Consider the following 15955-nt stretch of genomic DNA (forward strand, 5'->3'; position numbering starts at 1 on the left):
ACGGTGGATAGCCGCGGGGTGCGGTGCCTAAACGCGTCAGTCGCCCTTTTTGCCGTTGCCGTTGCCCCGTCCGTTGCCATTGCCCGGGCCGCCCTTCTTCGGCGGCTTGGGCGGTTTGGGTTGCTCGAAGACGGGCACCGGTGGCGGCAGCGGCGCCGCGGTGGTGGTCGGCGGGGGCGGTGGCGGCTGCGCCGGGGTGCTGGTGCTGACCTGTTGCGGCGGCTGCGTGGTCGACGACGGGTCCAGCGCCAACGCGAGGCCGGCGACGACCAACGCGACAAACCCCGCGGCCGCGATCAGAAGCTTGCGCTCGCGGCTCATCGGCCGCCGCCGCGGTGCCGGAGCGACGAAGTAGTTGGCGGAGGGCGCCAGCGGTTCGGCGAGGATCTTCGTGGCGGGTCGTGGCGCCGCTGCGGGTGCCGGTCCCGTCATCGAGGGAGCGCCCATCAGCGCGGCGCGCATGTGCTCGGCGCTGGTGAACCGCTGGCTCGCGTCTCGGGCCATGGCCCGGTCGATCGTCGCGGCCAGCGCCGAGTCGATGTCGGGACGCACCACGCCGATCGGAGGCGGCGGTGCGTCAAGGATGGCGTGCAGCAGCGCGGCGGGATTCTCGTGCGGGAACGGCCGCCGCCCGGTCAACGCCTCATAGCCGATCACGCCAACGGCGTAGAGGTCGTCGGCGACCGAGGCCGGTGCGCCGGCGACCCGCTCAGGGCTCATGTAGGCCATCGTGCCGATGATCTGGCCGGTCGCGGTGAGCGCGGAGCCCGCGGTTTTGGCGATGCCGAAGTCGGCGACCTTCATCGCACCGCTGTTCGGCGCGATCAGCACGTTGCCCGGCTTGATGTCACGGTGGACGATGCCCGCCGCATGCGCGCAGCCCAGCGCGCCGAGTACGTCGTGCAGCATCGAGCGGACACGCGCTGGCGGCATCGGCCCCGTCTCGATCTCGTCCTGCAACGTCCGTCCCGGCAGGCGCTCCATGACGATGAATGGGCTGCCGTCATGCTCGCCGCTGTCGTGCACCGACACGATGTTGGGGTGATTCAGCCCTGCGGCGGCGCGGGCCTCCTCCTCGAACCGTCGCCGCATATCGGCGTCGCTGGTGAAGGCCGGATAGAGCAGCTTGATCGCCACCGGCCGGTGCAGCCGGGTGTCCCAGCCGTCGTGGACCTCGGCCATCCCGCCGCGACCGAGTACACCTCGTAGTTCGTAGCGGTCCGCAAGTAGGTCGCGGCCGTCCATGCGGATAAGGTAGCCGCACCCCCTTGAGCGCAAACGCTCGCCGTTTGTCCTGCACAGGGGCGCTCCGCTAAACTAGAACACGTTTCAGTTCCGATCAGAGGGGGTGCGGTGGCCACCGGAGACGCCGAGCCGTCGCAGCTCACAAAATGGGACCCGGGCCTGACCGAACGCTTCTTCGCCGTAACCCGCCCCTTCCTCAAGCGGTATTTCCGCTCCGAGGTGCGTGGACTCGAGAACATCCCTGCGGGCGGTGCGCTGTTGGTGTCCAACCACTCCGGCGGCATGCTGCCGATGGACGTGCCGATCCTGGCGGCGGACTTCTACGAGCACCACGGGTACGACCGGCCGATCTACACGCTCAGCCACGACATTTTGATGGTCGGCCCGACCGGCGAGTTCTTCCGCAAGATCGGCTACATCAGCGCCAACCACGAGAACGCCGACCGGGCACTGCGCTCCGGCGGTCTGGTCGTGGTCTTCCCCGGCGGTGACTACGACGTGTACCGGCCCACGTTCTCGGAGAACGTCATCGACTTCGGCGGCCGAACCGGCTACATCAAGGCCGCCCTGAATGCGGGTGTCCCGATCGTCCCGACCGTCGGCATCGGCGGCCAGGAGACCCAGATCTTCCTGTCGCGCGGCACCTGGCTGGCCGAGCGTCTCGGCCCGATCGCGCGCCTGGCGCGCACCAAAATCCTGCCGGTTTCGATCGGCTTCCCGTTCGGCCTGTCACTGGTGGTGCCGCCCAACATCCCGCTGCCGTCCAAGATCGTCATGCAGGTGCTGCCTCCGATCGACATCGTCGCCGAATTCGGTGAGGACCCCGACATCGACGAGGTCGACGCCCACGTCCGCCGGGTGATGCAGCGGGCCCTCGACGAGCTGGCCACCGAGCGCCGCCTCCCTATCCTCGGCTGAGACTTGTTTTGGACAGCCATCCGGGGGATATGACGGACCTCGATGACTAGACGCCGTTTTCCGCTGCTGCGCGCGGCGGTCGAACTCGCCAATGCCGCCAACGGTGTGCAGCCGCTCGGGCGCGAGGGCTACATCACGCTGCCGGTGTTCGCGTTCGGCTGGCCGACGACCGAGGCCGCGCCGCTGTATCTGACCGGTTCGGTGCTGGACGCCATACGGCGCGGTCTGCGTGGGGACTTCAGCGGTGCGCGGGGCCGTATCGCGTTGACGCTCACCGCGATCGCATGGGCGTTACTCGGCCTGATCATGTACCGCAACGTGACGTCGAAGCGCTATTTCGAGGAACCGCTCCGTGAGGCGCTCGGCGACGACTACAAGCAGGTGGCCTCGTCGTCGCAGCCCGGCAGGCGGCGTCGGCTCGCAAACGTCGGCGTCCCCCCGAACGAACTGCTGCGTCGCCGCTACGTCGAGCGGGCCAACACCGTCCAGTACGGCCCTCACGGCCGGGTCAACCGCGCCGACATCTGGCGGCGTGCCGACCTGCCGCGCGACGGTAAGGCACCGGTGCTGCTGCAGGTGCCGGGCGGTGCGTGGGCGATCGGCATGCGTCGGCCGCAGGCCTATCCCCTGCTCAGCTACATGGCCGAGCGGGGCTGGGTGTGCGTGGCAATCGACTACCGGGTCAGCCCGCGGCATACCTGGCCCGCGCACATCGTGGACGTCAAACGGGCCCTGGCCTGGATCAAGGAGAATATCGCCGACTATGGCGGGGACCCCGACTTCGTCGCGATCACGGGGGGCTCGGCGGGCGGCCACCTGTCGTCTTTGGCTGCGCTGACGCCGGATGATCCCCAGTGGCAACCCGGCTTCGAGGACGCCGACACGTCCGTGGCGGCCGCGGTGCCGATCTACGGCCGCTACGACTGGGTGTCGGCACGAGGCTCCGGCCGCAAGGAGTTCATCGGTTTCCTGCAGAAGTTCGTCGTGAAGAAGCCCATCAGCGAGCACAAACAGACCTATGTCGACGCTTCCGCGATCATGCGGGTGCGTTCCGACGCCCCACCGTTTTTTGTGCTTCACGGCCAGGACGACTCGATCATCCCGGTGCAGGAGGGGCGCGATTTCGTCGAGGCGCTGCGCAAGGTGTCGACGTCCACCGTCGCCTACGCCGAAATCCCGCATGCCCAGCACGCATTCGACTTCTACGGGTCACCGCGGGCGCACTACACCGCGCAGGCCGTCGAGCGTTTCCTGTCCTGGGTGCACGCGCGGCGCCACGCGCCGAGCGGTCAACTGTCGCAAGCAGAATCCGCCGGGGCGTAACTGGCGGGGGCGGAAGCCGCCCTACTGCGCCATAGCGGACTCGACCACCGTCAGTTCACTGGAAAGCCCTGCCGCCCGGCGGATCTCGACGAACGCGGCGATCATCGCGTCGGTCAGCTCGTGCGGGTCCTCGAGCGTCGCGCCGTCGGAGAGCACCGAGATGTTGAGCTGGTCGACGTAGCTCCACACCGTGATGTTCAACCCGCTGCCGGTGGTCAGCGGTCCGACTGAGTAGATCTCGGTGACCAGCGCGCCGCCCACGCGACCGGGCTGCCGGGGGCCGGGCACGTTGGAGATGGGCAGGTTCAGCACCTTGTTCTGGCCGTCCTTTTCGGCAAGCCAGGAAAACAGCCGCTCGGCGGGCCGCGGCGGGAAGTACGCCGACCACCGGCTCACCAGCTCCGGACCCATCAGGTGATGGGTCTCCTTGGCCTCCACCGCGGCATCGTGCACCGCCTGGACCCGCTGCAGCGGATCCTCGAGCTGGATGGGGACCGTCATCATCACACCGGTGAAGTAGTTGCCGGAGATCCGATCTGGGGAGAAGTCGAAACTGACTGGGACAGAAGCCAACAGAGGATGTTCGGCCTGCCCGTCGTACTTCAGGGAGAGCTCCCGCAGCGCGCCCGCCGAGATCGCGAGCACCATGTCGTTGATGGTGACGCCCAGATGCTTGGCCGTTTCCTTGACGTCGGCGAGCGCCAGGGTGGCGGTGGCGAACTTGCGTTGCGCGTCGACGCGGTGATTCATGAACGACGGCGGCGGCGTGAACGGCCGGGTGAGTTCGGGTGAGAGCTTCTTCGCGCTCTTGCGCACCCGTTGCAGACCCTGCGCCGTATAGCGCATGACCCCCGGTAGCCGGCCGATCTGGCGCATGTGGTCGGCGAACGCGGTCCGCACCAACTCCGCCTTGCCCGGCGGCGGATCCGTCGCGTACGAGTCGCGCTCGGCTTGCGGGCCTTGCTGCAGATCCATCCCGCGAGCCAGGAGATTCGCCGACGCGACCCCGTCGGCGAGGGCGTGATGGATCTTGCCGAGCACCGCGATTCGTCCGTTGGCCAGGCCCTCGATGAAATACATCTCCCACAGCGGCCTGCTGCGGTCCAGCGGCGTACTGGCGATCTGGCCGATCGCTTCGTCGAGTTGCCTGCGACCGCCTGGGCTTTCCACCCGCCAGTGCCGCACGTGGTACTCGAGGTCGACTTCGCAGTTCTCCCGCCACATCGGGTGGTGGAACTTGAACGGGATGTCGACGAGCTCGTATCGAAATGGGTCGAGTTTGTAGAGCCGCCCGTGGATGACGCGGCGGAACTCCTCGATGCCGAAGGGACGGTCACCCAACTCGGAAAGGTCGATCACCGCCAGCTTGAGCGTGTGCATGTGCACCGTCGGAGTTTCGGTGTACAGCAGGATCGCGTCCCAGCCGCTGAGCCTTCTCACGTCGCGACCCCTCCCTCCGGAGGAGCCTATATAACCTCTTTGGCGCCCACCAGCGTCCGGTTTCGGTGAATCTGGTTCAGAAACAATCCTATTGCCATCGCGGCCGAGCCGGTCCTGGCCCCGTCGGTCATGTCGAACGCGTGCCCCGCGCCGGGCAGTTCGACGTAACTGACCACCGACCGGGACACCGCGCGCAGCCGTTCGACGAACGAACGGGCCTGCGCCACCGGGATGACGCTGTCACCGGTGCCGTGGACGATCAGGAACGGCGGCGCCTCGGGGTGCACCTGCGCGATCGGGGACGCCTTGCGGTAGACGTCCGGTCGCTTGGCGAGTTTGTGTCCCACGACGACACGCTCGAGGAAGTCAACGAAGCGCATCCGCTCGACGGTGGACTTGTCCTCCCAGTCGTAACGGCCGTAGATGCCGACAACCGCGTCCACCGAGGTGTCGGAGCCGTCCGGCAGCTCGGCCTGCAGCTCCGGATCGTTGGCGGTGAGGCCGGCCAGCGCTGACAGGTGACCGCCGGCCGACGTGCCCGCGACCGCCACGAAGTCACGGTCGCCGCCGAACTTGTCGACGTTGGCGCGGGCCCACGCGATGGCGGTCTTCACGTCGTGGATATGGGCCGGCCACCGGTGATGCGGCGCCACCCGGTAGTCGATCGACAGGCACACCCAGCCCTTCTCGGCGAGGTGAGACATCAGCGCGTACCCCTGCAGGATCCGGTTGCCGTGCACCCACGCCCCGCCCGGCACGAAGATCAGCACCGGCGCCGGCTCGGCGGGCAACTCCTTGGGCCGCCACACGTCGAGCAATTGTGAAGATCGAGGCCCGTACTGCACCGAGGTGCGGTACACGCTGCGCCGATGCTCCCGCAGCTTCCACAACGGCGGCGCCGACTCCGGCGCAGGCCAGTCGATGGCGAGGTCCTTGGCGTTGACCACACCGCGCAGCGCGGCCTCGGTGACGGCGTTGGTACTGTCGCGCTCGGACTGCCTTAACTCGGCATCGCCCGGGCTAAGCCACGATTTGACCGTCGAACCCAGGAAATCGGGCAGATGGCGGAAACCCCATACGCCAACCGCGGTCACAGTGCCCAACGGTTCCAGGTGCTTTCCGATGACGGGCAGCGAAGCCGCGGCCACGCTCGTCGCCAGCATGTAATCCGACGGGCCGGCGTTCAGCAACCATCGCGCACGTGTCCAGAACGTCGGACCTGGGTACCGGGCATCCGGTCGCACCGCCATTGCGCGACTGTACCGCGAGGCATGTTCGGCACATGTCATCTTTTCGAAGTGTCTACCGGAGACATTTCGGGATCTCGGTCGCCTATACCGTGACCTGCGCAGATGGTCTAGCGTGACTTGCCGACCGTCAACTTTGCAGAGGACTTTCACGTGAGTAAGTCAGCGCTCGCCATCACAGAAGAGCACGTCGACCTCGCCGATGCGGCAATCGGCCAGCTCAACCGTGTCAACAGCCGGGCGGCTGCCCGATCGACGCTTCAGGGCGGTTCGTCGCATCCCGCCGAGATTTGGTCGGCCTCGGCGGGCCTGGGATGGACCGGCCTGGCCATTGCCGAGGAACACGGCGGGTCCGGCTTCGGGCTCGCGGAGTTGGCGGTGGTCCTCGAAGCCCAGGGACGCGAACTGTGCCCTGGCCCGTTTCTGCCCACCGTGGCCGCGGCTGTGGTGATCGACCGGTGTGCCTCCGATTCGCTTCGTGCACAGCAGCTTCCGGGTCTCGCTGACGGCAGCACAGTCGGTGCGCTCGCGGTCTCGGGCAATGTGACGGTCGGATCCGACCTGGTCGTGACGGGTGAGAGTCCCGCGGTGCTGGGCGCGCCGGACGCGAACCTGCTGGTCGTGGTCGCCGATGAGGACGTCGTCGTCATCGATCCCGCCGCCGAGGGCGTCACGATCACCCCGCTCGAATCGATGGACACCTCGCGCAGCCTCGGCTCGGTCGCGCTGAGCGGTGTGACGGTCACCGAGGAACGACTGCTTCGCGGTACGGCACGCAAGGCGCACACGGTCTTTCGCATCCTCGCATCGGCCGAGGCGGTCGGCGTCAGCTGGGCCAGCCTGGAGATGGCCGTCGAATACGCCAAGGTCCGTGAGCAGTTCGGCCGAACGATCGGGACATTCCAGGCCGTTAAGCACCACGCGGCCAATATGCTCGTCGAGGCTGAGGTGACGACTGCCGCGACATGGGATGCCGCCCGCGCCGACGACCTCAACAGCGCGTCGTTCGCCGCCGCAGTCGCCGCATCGCACGCCATCCGAACACAGATCTTCAACGCAGAGACCAACATTCAGCTACACGGCGGGATCGGCTTCACCTGGGAGCACGATGCCCACCTGTATCTGCGGCGCGCAAGGACGCTCGCGGCGTTGATGGCCGAGGCCGGCGATCCGCTGTTCGACGTCGTCCAAGCTCAGCGCAGTGGCCAGGCTCGCGGTGCGACGTTCACGCTGCCGCCGGAAGCCGAGCTGTTCCGCGAGCAGGCGCGCGAGGCCGTCGCCGCGCTGCACTCCCTGCCCGCCGACCAGCAGCGCGACTTCCTCGTCGACTCCGGCTACCTGGTGCCGCACTGGCCCAAACCGTGGGGACGCGCCGCCGACGTGCTCGAGCAACTGGTCATCGAGGAGGAGTTCGCCGACGTCGAACGGCCTGACCTGGGCATCACCGGGTGGGTGACGCTGACCATCGCCCAGGCGGGCACCGACGACCAACGGGAACGCTGGGTTGAACCGGTGCTGCGCGGCGAGGTGATGTGGTGTCAGCTGTTCTCCGAACCCGGCGCGGGCTCGGATGCCGCGGCCGTGCGGACGTCGGCCAAGAAGGTCGACGGCGGCTGGCGGGTGACCGGCCAGAAGGTGTGGACCAGCCTGGCCCATCAGTGCCAGTGGGGCCTTGCCACGGTGCGCACCGACCCCGACGCCCCCAAGCACGCCGGCGTGACGATGATGGCCATCGACATGAAAGCACCTGGGGTGACGGTCAATCCGCTTCGCGGGCTAACCGGCCACGCACATTTCAACGAGGTGTTCTTCGACGACGTCTTCGTCCCTGACGCCGACGTGGTCGGTGACGTGAACAAGGGGTGGCTGGTGGCCCGCGCGACGCTGGGCAACGAGCGCATCTCGATCGGCGGCGGTTCGGGCGGCACCACCGGGTTCACCGCGGCCGATCTGGTGAAGCTGCTCGACAATGCGTCTCCCGAGACGCGGGCGACGTACCTGCGGCGGGCCGGTGAGGTGATCGCCGAGACGCACACGTTGCGGCTGCTGAACCTGCGGCGGGTGACCCGCGCGATAGCAGGTTCGGACCCCGGCCCGGAGGGCAACGTCACCAAACTCCTGGTGGCCGAATCCGGGCAGCGGATGACCGAATTGGCCATGGAGTTGGCCGGTTCGGCGGCCGTCGTCGGGCAGACCCCGATTCTGACGCTGGCCTACCTCGGCAACCGGGCCATGACGATCGCCGGTGGCACCTCGGAAATCACCCGCAACACGATCGCCGAGCGTATCCTCGGCCTCCCTCGAGACCCCTTACTGAAATAGTCAGGCCAGCAACGTGATTCCGCCGACGATCAGCGCGCCGACCTTCACGGCCTCCAGGGCGACGTAGACGTAGTGGATGCGTGACCGCCCGGCCGGGGTCGTTCCCGCCGGCGCCGACAGGACGGCATCGGAGCGCCGGTTCAATGCGGGCCGGACCGCGATCAACTGAACAGCCAACGCGACGATGGCTGCGCCGATGGCGACGGTGGCAGCGGTCGGCGGTCGGTCCATCACGATGATGATCACCAGGACCACAGCCAGCGCGGCCTCGATACTGTTCAGTGCGCGGAAGACCAACCGGCCGATGCCGAGCCCGATCTGTAGGGACACCCCCGGCGCCCGGAACTTCAGCGGGGCCTCGATGAACGAGATCGCGAGCACCATGCCCAGCCAGACGAACGTGAGCGCGGTTGCGATGGAGTGTGCGACGGTCATGAGACTCTCCTTCTCGGTGTCAGATTCGCGATACAGAGACCGGGCTCGGCGAACGGAACCAGTGCTCCCACGGTGACCGGCGCATCCCAGGCCGCCAGCGCCCCTTGCATCAGACCGAGATGCACGGGACAGATGATGTCGCGGCGGGTGTCCGCCAGTTCGAGGAACGGGCAATTGTGCAATCCGATCTCATCGAGATCGTCGTTGCGCGAGCGCTTTTGCGGGGCGAATCCCATTTCGGCAAGGAGCCTCGTGAGGCGCTCGAAGGCCTGATCCCGGTCCAGCGGCTGAAAGGCGCCGTTGGTGGCGGCCTCTTTCTTCGCCCACGCGTGGCCGGCAGCGACCGCACGTCGTTGCGGGTCACGCTGGCGCGCCAATGCATCGGCGAGCACCCCGGCCAGCACGCGGTAGTCGCGGGGGCCGTCCGGGTCCATACCCGTTGTCGCGCGGAACATCAGCGGGGGCCGGCCCGGTTTCGTGCTGCTGGGCTTGATCGTCTCGACCCGGCCGCGCTCGAGCAACGCCTCCAGATGGAAGCGCGCGGTGTTGGGATGGATCGACAACCGCTCGGCCACGTCGAGCACGCTCAAGGGCGTCCCCGCGGCCCGTAGGGCCGTCAGCACCTCATCGCGTCGTGTCATCGACCGGAAGGTACTCAGTCGTGGCGGGTGATCGCCGCGCGCGGGCATTCGTCGACGGCCTTGGCCGCGTGCGCCGCGAACTCGGGCGGCACCGGGTCGGCGACCACCACCGCGTAGTCGTCGTCGTCGAGTTCGAACACTTCGGGCGCATACTTCACGCAGAACGCATTGCCCTCACACCGATCGCGGTCCACTACGACACGCATGACGCCTCCTTGACTTGATCAGCGGTTCAGTTCTCATCGGCCAGGCCGGACATTGCGCCCACACCACTGGCGTGCCGGCAGACCCATCCCTCGGGAGCGCGGCCCGTCTCGACTAACCGAGTCAAGTCCGCGCGCATATGCGCGGTGGGATCAATGTCGATGTGCGGGTAAACAATTGGTTCCTCTTTGGAGTTGTGCTCGTGCAACTGATCCAGCAGTACGCCGCAGGCCGCCTCGATCCGGTCGGTGTCAGACGCTGCGAGCAGACCGTCCAATGTGTCCATGGTTCGCCACAATTGGCCGTGCTCACGCATCATCACCAAGATCGGCATCACCATCCCGGCCTCGCGGATCGGCGGGAACACGATGACCTCTTCGAGGTAGATGTGGCGGCGCAGCTTTTCCAGCGCCCGGGTGAGCACTTCGGTTTCGAGGACGCCCGCCCGAAGCTTGCCCACGAAGTCCTCGATCGCGCGGTCGATCTCGCGATGTTCATGCTCCAGTGCGACACAGGGGGCTGACTTGTGCATCACGGCTTCTCCTACCACGAGCTGCCGTTAGTTTATACAAGTCCGTTTGTATAAACAATATGGCACACCGCTGGCCGCCGGTGACGTAATACTTGTCGGGTGCCGTTCACCGACTTCCATCCCGACCTGCGCCGCGCCGCCCGCCTCGCCCCGAAGCAGGTGATCACACCCGCGACGCTGCCGATCGTGCGCATGGTCACCCGGCGCATGTGGCGCAAGGTGCCCCGCGATGTCGAGGCGCTGACCCTGCCGTCGGGAGTCGACGTGTGGCTGTACCGGCCGCCCGGGGCCACGGGAAAGGGCCCCGCGCTGTTGTGGATTCACGGCGGGGGGTATCTCATCGGCCATCCCGGCCAGGACAACGAGCTGTGCCGCCGATTCGCCCGACGCCTCGGGGTCACCGTGGCCTCCGTCGACTACCGGTTGGCACCCGAATACGCCTACCCGGCCGCGCTGGAGGACTGCTATTCGGCGTTGAAGTGGTTGGTGGGGTTGCCGACAGTGGACTCAAGCCGTGTCGCGATCGGGGGCGCCAGCGCCGGCGGCGGTTTGGCGGCCCAGTTGGCGCTGCTGGCGCGCGACCGCGGAGAGGTCGCGCCGTCGGCGCAATTGTTGGTCTATCCGATGCTCGACGACCGCACCGTGGACCGACGCGAACTGGACAACCCCGGGATTCGGCTGTGGAACAAGTCGAGCAACAAGTTCGGCTGGGCGGCCTACCTCGGTGACGCCGATCCCGCCGTGGCCGTGCCCGCGCGCAGAAACGACCTCGTCGGTCTGCCGCCCGCATGGATCGGCGTCGGAACGCTGGACCTCTTCCACGACGAGGATCTCGAGTACGCCGAACGACTCAAGGCCGCAGGAGTGCCGTGCGACGTCGAGATCGTCGAGGGCGCGTTCCACGGATTCGACGGCATCGTGCCCAAAGCCTCTGTCTCACAGCAGTTCTTCGACAGTCAGTGCGCGATGCTGCAGCGGGCGTTGGCGCCCGCGGCCGCCTGAGTCACCCGCGGTCGAACACCACCTCGCCAGCGACCACGGTTGCGGCGACCATGTCCGACGCCAGTGTCTCGAGAACGTCGCGCGGCGATGGCTCCAGCACCACCAGGTCGCCCGGCTGCCCGGGCGCCACAGTTCGGCGCCGCAGCGGATCGTCCCCGGTACCGGAGAACATGCCGAGCGCTTCCGCTGCGGTGATGCGTTCGTCCGCCCCGAGCACCGCGCCGCTGCCGGTCACCCGGCGCACCGCGGCACGCATCGTCGCCCACGGGTCACCCTCGCCGAACGGCATGTCGGTAGACAGCGCGACCGACACACCCGCGTGCAACAGCGAAGCGACGCGCCACAATTCATGGTGTTCGCCGGCGGGCACATCGTCGAGGTATTGATCGCCGCGCTCGGCGACGAAGTTCGGCTGCGTCACCACGGTCACGCCGCTCGCGGCAAGGGTCGCGACGGCGTCGTCGGGAACGACGGATGCGTGCTCGATGCGGTCCCCCGGATGCGTTCCGGTCGCCTGTAGCGCGGAGAGCGTCACGACGAGCTGCGCGGCGGTCACACAGTGCACGGCGACCGATGCGCCCTCGCCGTGCCGTTCGGAGATCCACGAGGTGAGGCCGTCGAGGTCGAGGTCGGTATCGTGCAGAATCCGCTTGCCGGGCGCGAGGCACAGCACGCGCTGGCACAGTTCTCCGCGGCGATGGGCCTCCAAAAGCCTGACGATGTCGTCGATCTCCAGGTCCGGGGTGGCGTCGGTGACGCCCGTGACGCCCAGGCCACTGAGCCGCTCGCTCACCTCTTCCAGACCGGTTTCATTGCGCTGCAAGGTATCCGACCAGGAGCGGTCGGCGCTGCGCAACCGTCCGTCGGGGTGGTCGGCCAATCCCACACGGGCCAGTCCCGCCGAATTCAGCGTCCACAGCACACCGCTGCGGTGTTGCACCCGGACCGGAACCGACAGCGCCACCTCGTCGAGCACGGTGCGGTCGAGGTGGCCCGCGACCGCCTCGTGATAGCCCACCGCCCTGACCCAGCCATCGGCGCCGGGCTTCGCGTTCGCGAACGCACGGGCCAGTTCCACCCGGTTGCGCACCTCGGCAGGACCGAGCCGCACCGACCGTAAAGCCGCTGCGGCGGAACGCAGATGGACATGATGATCGTGCAGTCCCGGTATCACGGTCCGGCCGGCGGCGTCGTAGACCGGTTCACCGCCAATAGGCGCCAGCTCCGGCTCGACGGCGACGATCTTTTCGGCCACCCGGATGTCGACGGCGGCACCGTCGAGCAGTGTCGCGCGCTGGATCAGCAAGACGCGAGCCGTCGCTGCTCGATCAGCTGCTCGACTTCCTCGTTGTCCGCCCCGAGCGGTGACGCGGAGGCTGACAGTTGAGGCACTGCGGTACACGGTGATTGGTTGTCCCGCGGTAACTGCGCATACGTGGCGGCGACTGCGGCCATCGACATCTCGATCAGCTCCCCTCCCCCGCTGCGCAACGACTGCGCGACGGCCAGCGCTGCCTCGAGCCCGGTCAGCGGGTCGGCGATCGCGTCGCCGCAGAACTCCGGCTCGTTCGGCTCGCCACAGACCAGGCCGCCCGACACGGCGGCGTCGTCGCCGAATGCGACCCAGTTGTCGCGGTCGCCGTCGGTGCCGTGGCCGGTGACCCGCAGCCACACCCGGCCGTCACGCGGTGCCACGTCCGTCGGGGAGAGCCCGCGACGAGCCAACGCTGCCGGCCGCGACGACTCGATCACGACGTCGGCGGCGGCCAGCAGCGCCCGTAAACCGGACGGTTCGTCGAAATCGACGCTGTAGGAGAGTTTTCCGGCGTTCATCCAGTCGAAGAACGATTGCGGCCCGTTGCGGGTGCCGTCAGGTCGCGCGGAGCTCTCCACCTTGACCACGGTCGCACCTGCCGACGAGAGCAACCGTCCACACAGCGGTCCGGCCCACATCGCGGACAAGTCCGCGACCAAGAGATCAGCAGGGCCCCGCGTCGCTGTGGCCGCGCCGAACGGGTACACCCGCGGGTCCTCGGGAGGGGTCTCGGCGAGGCCCGCCGCCGGCAGGCCGAGCAGCCGGGCGCGCTCCGTCACGTCGGCGCAGTCGTTTTCGGTGACCCAGTCCTTGACGGCCTGCCATGGATCGTCGACCGCGTCGGCCGAGATCAGCGCGGGAACCGCGGCGATGTCGTCGGGTCTCGCCAACGTGAGGGCACACCAACTGTCGTGGCTGCGCATCAGGCGCGTCGCGCCACCCGCCGACACCTGACCGGCAGGCGAAAGGCCCAGCAGCGCAGCACGCCCGCCGATCAGCTCGGCGGCGTCGACCTCGACGCCGGTGAAGGTTTCGAAGGCGTCGGCTACCCGTCCGGCCCGGTCGACCACGGCGGTGGGGACAGTCAACATCGTCGACGTCACGCTCCCCATTGTCGGCCAACATCGCAAGCGGGTGCCGCCGGGGGTGGGCGCGGCTCAGAACTGCAGCGCGGTGAAGCGCCAATCGAGCACGTTGCGGTCCTGGTCATCGACCGCATACACCATCGACCGCACCGTCAGCACGCCACCGCGACCGTCCGCAAGCGGCTCGGCTTTCTCGATGTGCACCTCGCTGTAGAGCGTGTCCCCTTCGTACACCGGGCCGGTGTGGTCGCAGGACTGCCAGCCGAGGACGGTGACGAGGTCGGGCAACAGCCGCGTCACCTGAGCCAGCGCCAGCCCGATGGTGTGGCCGCCGTAGACCAGCCGACGCTTGTTGACCCGCCAGTCGTGATGTGTCGCAGCGATGTTCAACGTCAGCCGGGCCAGCTCGGGCGCACTGCTCACCACGTCGCCGGTGCTGTGCAGCACCGTCCCCGCGAGTCCCTGATCGAAGCGGGCCCCAGGTACCTTCGCGCGGTAGGCCTCCGCGTCCCAGTCCGCGGTCGGATCGGGTACGGGCGGTGTTTCGGCCCCGATCGTCGACAGGTCGTCAGCGTGCCCCGTCTCGCCGGCGCCGTCTCGCAGCGGCAGCATCGCGCAGCGGTGAAAATCGAGTACCAGGCGGCCGAGTTCGTCGACGGTCGTCATCCGCAGCGCGGCCAATCCGGTCCGCGCCCTGCCCGGCTTGACCGAGTTCTCTTTGAGCGCGACCACTTCGGTGCGAGTGAACAGGGTGTCGTCGATAGCGGGGAACCGGTGAAAGACCAAGCCGCGGTAGAACAGATTGGCCTTCACCCGCTGGGTGACGAGGGTGGTCTGACCGATCGCGACGTCACAGACAAGCGCCGGATGCGCCAGCGGACCGATCGCACCGGTGACCGCCGTCGCCAACTCGCCGTCGAGCGCCAGGCGCAGACGATCGCCGACGATCGACTGGTGCACCGCGGCCGCGCCCGACGTCAACGTCATCGGCGGCGCGGTGTCGAAGACCTGCCCGACGTGCAGGTCGTCGAAGTACGGGCCGCTCACGGGTGCCCACTCTGGCATTGGGCCGCACAAAGTGTCAATATGGCCGTACATGAATGAGGAAGAGACGATGCTGGTCGCCACCGTGCGGGCCTTCATCGACCGCGAGGTCAAACCGCAAGTGCGCGACGTCGAACACGCCAACGAATATCCCGAGGCGTGGATCGAGCAGATGAAGCAGATCGGCATCTACGGTCTGGCTATCCCCGACGAGTACGGCGGTTCGCCGGTGTCGATGCCCTGCTACGTCGAGGTGACCCAGGAGCTGTCACGCGGCTGGATGAGCCTGGCCGGGGCGATGGGCGGGCACACCGTCGTCGCCAAGCTGTTGGTGCTGTTCGGCACCGAAGAGCAGAAGCGCCGCTACCTGCCCCCGATGGCGACGGGTGAGATCCGCGCCACGATGGCGCTGACCGAACCGGGTGGCGGGTCCGATCTGCAGAACATGTCGACGACGGCGCTGTCGTCCGAAGGCGACGGCCTGACCATCAACGGATCCAAGACCTGGATCTCCAATGCGCGCAGATCCGGGCTGATCGCACTGTTGTGCAAGACCGATCCGGGGGCGACCCCGCGCCACAAGGGGATCTCGGTGGTTCTCGTCGAGCAGGGTATGACGGGGCTGTCGGTGTCGCGGGATCTGCCCAAGCTCGGGTACAAGGGCATCGAATCGTGCGAACTGATCTTCGAGGACTGCCGGGTTCCGGCGTCGGCGATCCTCGGCGGAGAGCCGGGCAAGGGCTTCACGCAGATGATGAAAGGCCTTGAGACGGGGCGTATTCAGGTCGCATCGCGAGCGCTAGGCGTGGCGACGGCCGCGTTGGAGGATGCGCTGCGGTATGCCCAGGAGCGCGAGAGCTTCGGCCAACCGATATGGAAGCACCAGTCGATCGGCAACTACCTGGCCGACATGGCCACCAAGCTCACGGCTGCCCGCCAGCTGACGCGGTATGCCGCCGAGCGCTATGACAGCGGCGAACGCTGCGATATGGAGGCGGGGATGGCCAAGCTGTTCGCCTCCGAGGTCGCGATGGAGATCGCACTCAACGCTGTCCGCATTCACGGCGGTTACGGCTATTCCACCGAGTACGACGTCGAAAGGTACTTCCGCGACGCGCCGCTGATGATCGTCGGCGAGGGCACCAACGAAATCCAGCGCAACGTCATCGCCTCACAGTTGGTAGCACGAGGCGGCCTGTAGG

Annotated in this window: 15 protein-coding genes; 5 read left to right on the forward strand and 10 right to left on the reverse strand. The window is 67.7% G+C overall.

The annotated features are described in order from the left end of the window. Window positions 1-36: 36 nt before the first annotated feature. Entirely contained in the window at window positions 37-1245 is a 1209-nt protein-coding gene (locus AAHH99_RS15455) for a serine/threonine-protein kinase (RefSeq protein ID WP_418769371.1), read from the reverse strand. A 108-nt stretch (window positions 1246-1353) separates the two neighbouring features. On the opposite strand from AAHH99_RS15455, the gene AAHH99_RS15460 reads away from it, so the two are divergent. Both AAHH99_RS15460 and AAHH99_RS15465 read left to right on the forward strand, forming a co-directional pair. Further along, the gene (locus AAHH99_RS15460) at window positions 1354-2163 is read left to right on the forward strand and encodes a lysophospholipid acyltransferase family protein (protein WP_418769372.1); all 810 of its coding nucleotides are present in this window, start codon (window positions 1354-1356) and stop codon (window positions 2161-2163) included. A gap of 42 nt (window positions 2164-2205) precedes the next feature. Further along, complete coding sequence (locus AAHH99_RS15465) at window positions 2206-3486, forward strand: alpha/beta hydrolase (RefSeq protein ID WP_418769373.1); 1281 nt, start codon at window positions 2206-2208, stop codon at window positions 3484-3486. Window positions 3487-3507: 21 nt separating this feature from the next. Here the strand turns inward: AAHH99_RS15465 and AAHH99_RS15470 are convergent, their stop codons facing one another. Together AAHH99_RS15470 and AAHH99_RS15475 are read right to left on the reverse strand one after the other, a co-directional pair. Then, entirely contained in the window at window positions 3508-4926 is a 1419-nt protein-coding gene (locus AAHH99_RS15470) for a WS/DGAT/MGAT family O-acyltransferase (protein ID WP_418769374.1), read from the reverse strand. A 26-nt stretch (window positions 4927-4952) separates the two neighbouring features. Further along, window positions 4953-6176 carry an alpha/beta hydrolase fold domain-containing protein gene (locus tag AAHH99_RS15475; RefSeq protein WP_418769375.1) on the reverse strand — a complete coding sequence of 408 codons (1224 nt, stop codon included), beginning with the start codon at window positions 6174-6176 and terminating at the stop codon, window positions 4953-4955. Window positions 6177-6326: 150 nt separating this feature from the next. Here AAHH99_RS15475 and AAHH99_RS15480 point away from each other — a divergent pair, with 150 nt between their 5' ends. Then, window positions 6327-8495, forward strand: coding sequence for an acyl-CoA dehydrogenase (locus tag AAHH99_RS15480; RefSeq protein ID WP_418769376.1), 2169 nt, complete (start codon window positions 6327-6329; stop codon window positions 8493-8495). On the opposite strand, the gene AAHH99_RS15485 is transcribed toward AAHH99_RS15480, so the two are convergent. From AAHH99_RS15485 to AAHH99_RS15500, 4 genes are read right to left on the reverse strand one after another with little or no spacing between them, the layout of a single operon-like run. After that, entirely contained in the window at window positions 8496-8930 is a 435-nt protein-coding gene (locus tag AAHH99_RS15485) for a hypothetical protein (RefSeq protein WP_418769377.1), read from the reverse strand. After that, entirely contained in the window at window positions 8927-9571 is a 645-nt protein-coding gene (locus AAHH99_RS15490; RefSeq protein ID WP_418769378.1) for a helix-turn-helix transcriptional regulator, read from the reverse strand. Before AAHH99_RS15490 ends, AAHH99_RS15485 begins: the two co-directional genes overlap by 4 nt. A 14-nt stretch (window positions 9572-9585) precedes the next feature. Next, window positions 9586-9777, reverse strand: coding sequence for a ferredoxin (locus tag AAHH99_RS15495; RefSeq protein WP_418769379.1), 192 nt, complete (start codon window positions 9775-9777; stop codon window positions 9586-9588). A 26-nt stretch (window positions 9778-9803) separates the two neighbouring features. Further along, window positions 9804-10307 (reverse strand): hemerythrin domain-containing protein, encoded by a 504-nt coding sequence (locus AAHH99_RS15500; RefSeq protein ID WP_418769380.1) that lies wholly within the window; start codon window positions 10305-10307, stop codon window positions 9804-9806. A 99-nt stretch (window positions 10308-10406) separates the two neighbouring features. Between AAHH99_RS15500 and AAHH99_RS15505 the strand changes: the two genes are divergently transcribed. Then, window positions 10407-11309 carry an alpha/beta hydrolase gene (locus AAHH99_RS15505; RefSeq protein ID WP_418769381.1) on the forward strand — a complete coding sequence of 301 codons (903 nt, stop codon included), beginning with the start codon at window positions 10407-10409 and terminating at the stop codon, window positions 11307-11309. A 1-nt stretch (window position 11310) separates the two neighbouring features. Here the strand turns inward: AAHH99_RS15505 and AAHH99_RS15510 are convergent, their stop codons facing one another. The 3 genes from AAHH99_RS15510 to AAHH99_RS15520 are packed head-to-tail and all read right to left on the reverse strand — an operon-like array spanning window position 11311 to window position 14774. Further along, window positions 11311-12615: an amidohydrolase family protein gene (locus tag AAHH99_RS15510; RefSeq protein ID WP_418769382.1), complete on the reverse strand. Its 1305-nt coding sequence runs from the start codon at window positions 12613-12615 to the stop codon at window positions 11311-11313. Further along, complete coding sequence (locus AAHH99_RS15515; RefSeq protein ID WP_418769383.1) at window positions 12609-13736, reverse strand: CoA transferase; 1128 nt, start codon at window positions 13734-13736, stop codon at window positions 12609-12611. Before AAHH99_RS15515 ends, AAHH99_RS15510 begins: the two co-directional genes overlap by 7 nt. A gap of 45 nt (window positions 13737-13781) precedes the next feature. Continuing rightward, window positions 13782-14774 (reverse strand): MaoC family dehydratase, encoded by a 993-nt coding sequence (locus AAHH99_RS15520; protein ID WP_418769384.1) that lies wholly within the window; start codon window positions 14772-14774, stop codon window positions 13782-13784. A gap of 31 nt (window positions 14775-14805) precedes the next feature. On the opposite strand from AAHH99_RS15520, the gene AAHH99_RS15525 reads away from it, so the two are divergent. After that, window positions 14806-15954, forward strand: a complete 1149-nt coding sequence (locus AAHH99_RS15525; protein ID WP_418769385.1) for an acyl-CoA dehydrogenase family protein — start codon at window positions 14806-14808, stop codon at window positions 15952-15954. Window position 15955: the final 1 nt, after the last annotated feature.

The sequence above is a fragment of the Mycobacterium neumannii genome, from assembly GCF_048452905.1.
GTDB classification, from domain to species: domain Bacteria; phylum Actinomycetota; class Actinomycetes; order Mycobacteriales; family Mycobacteriaceae; genus Mycobacterium; species Mycobacterium neumannii_B.

What these genes read in the sequence shown, in the direction of transcription:
- AAHH99_RS15455 (WP_418769371.1), bottom strand. Translation starts at nt 1,245, where the DNA reads ATGGACGGCCGCGACCTACTTGCGGACCGCTACGAACTACGAGGTGTA.
- AAHH99_RS15465 (WP_418769373.1), top strand. Translation starts at nt 2,206, where the DNA reads ATGACTAGACGCCGTTTTCCGCTGCTGCGCGCGGCGGTCGAACTCGCC.
- AAHH99_RS15475 (WP_418769375.1), bottom strand. Translation starts at nt 6,176, where the DNA reads ATGGCGGTGCGACCGGATGCCCGGTACCCAGGTCCGACGTTCTGGACA.
- AAHH99_RS15485 (WP_418769377.1), bottom strand. Translation starts at nt 8,930, where the DNA reads ATGACCGTCGCACACTCCATCGCAACCGCGCTCACGTTCGTCTGGCTG.
- AAHH99_RS15490 (WP_418769378.1), bottom strand. Translation starts at nt 9,571, where the DNA reads ATGACACGACGCGATGAGGTGCTGACGGCCCTACGGGCCGCGGGGACG.
- AAHH99_RS15495 (WP_418769379.1), bottom strand. Translation starts at nt 9,777, where the DNA reads ATGCGTGTCGTAGTGGACCGCGATCGGTGTGAGGGCAATGCGTTCTGC.
- AAHH99_RS15500 (WP_418769380.1), bottom strand. Translation starts at nt 10,307, where the DNA reads ATGCACAAGTCAGCCCCCTGTGTCGCACTGGAGCATGAACATCGCGAG.
- AAHH99_RS15515 (WP_418769383.1), bottom strand. Translation starts at nt 13,736, where the DNA reads ATGGGGAGCGTGACGTCGACGATGTTGACTGTCCCCACCGCCGTGGTC.
- AAHH99_RS15520 (WP_418769384.1), bottom strand. Translation starts at nt 14,774, where the DNA reads ATGCCAGAGTGGGCACCCGTGAGCGGCCCGTACTTCGACGACCTGCAC.
- AAHH99_RS15525 (WP_418769385.1), top strand. Translation starts at nt 14,806, where the DNA reads ATGAATGAGGAAGAGACGATGCTGGTCGCCACCGTGCGGGCCTTCATC.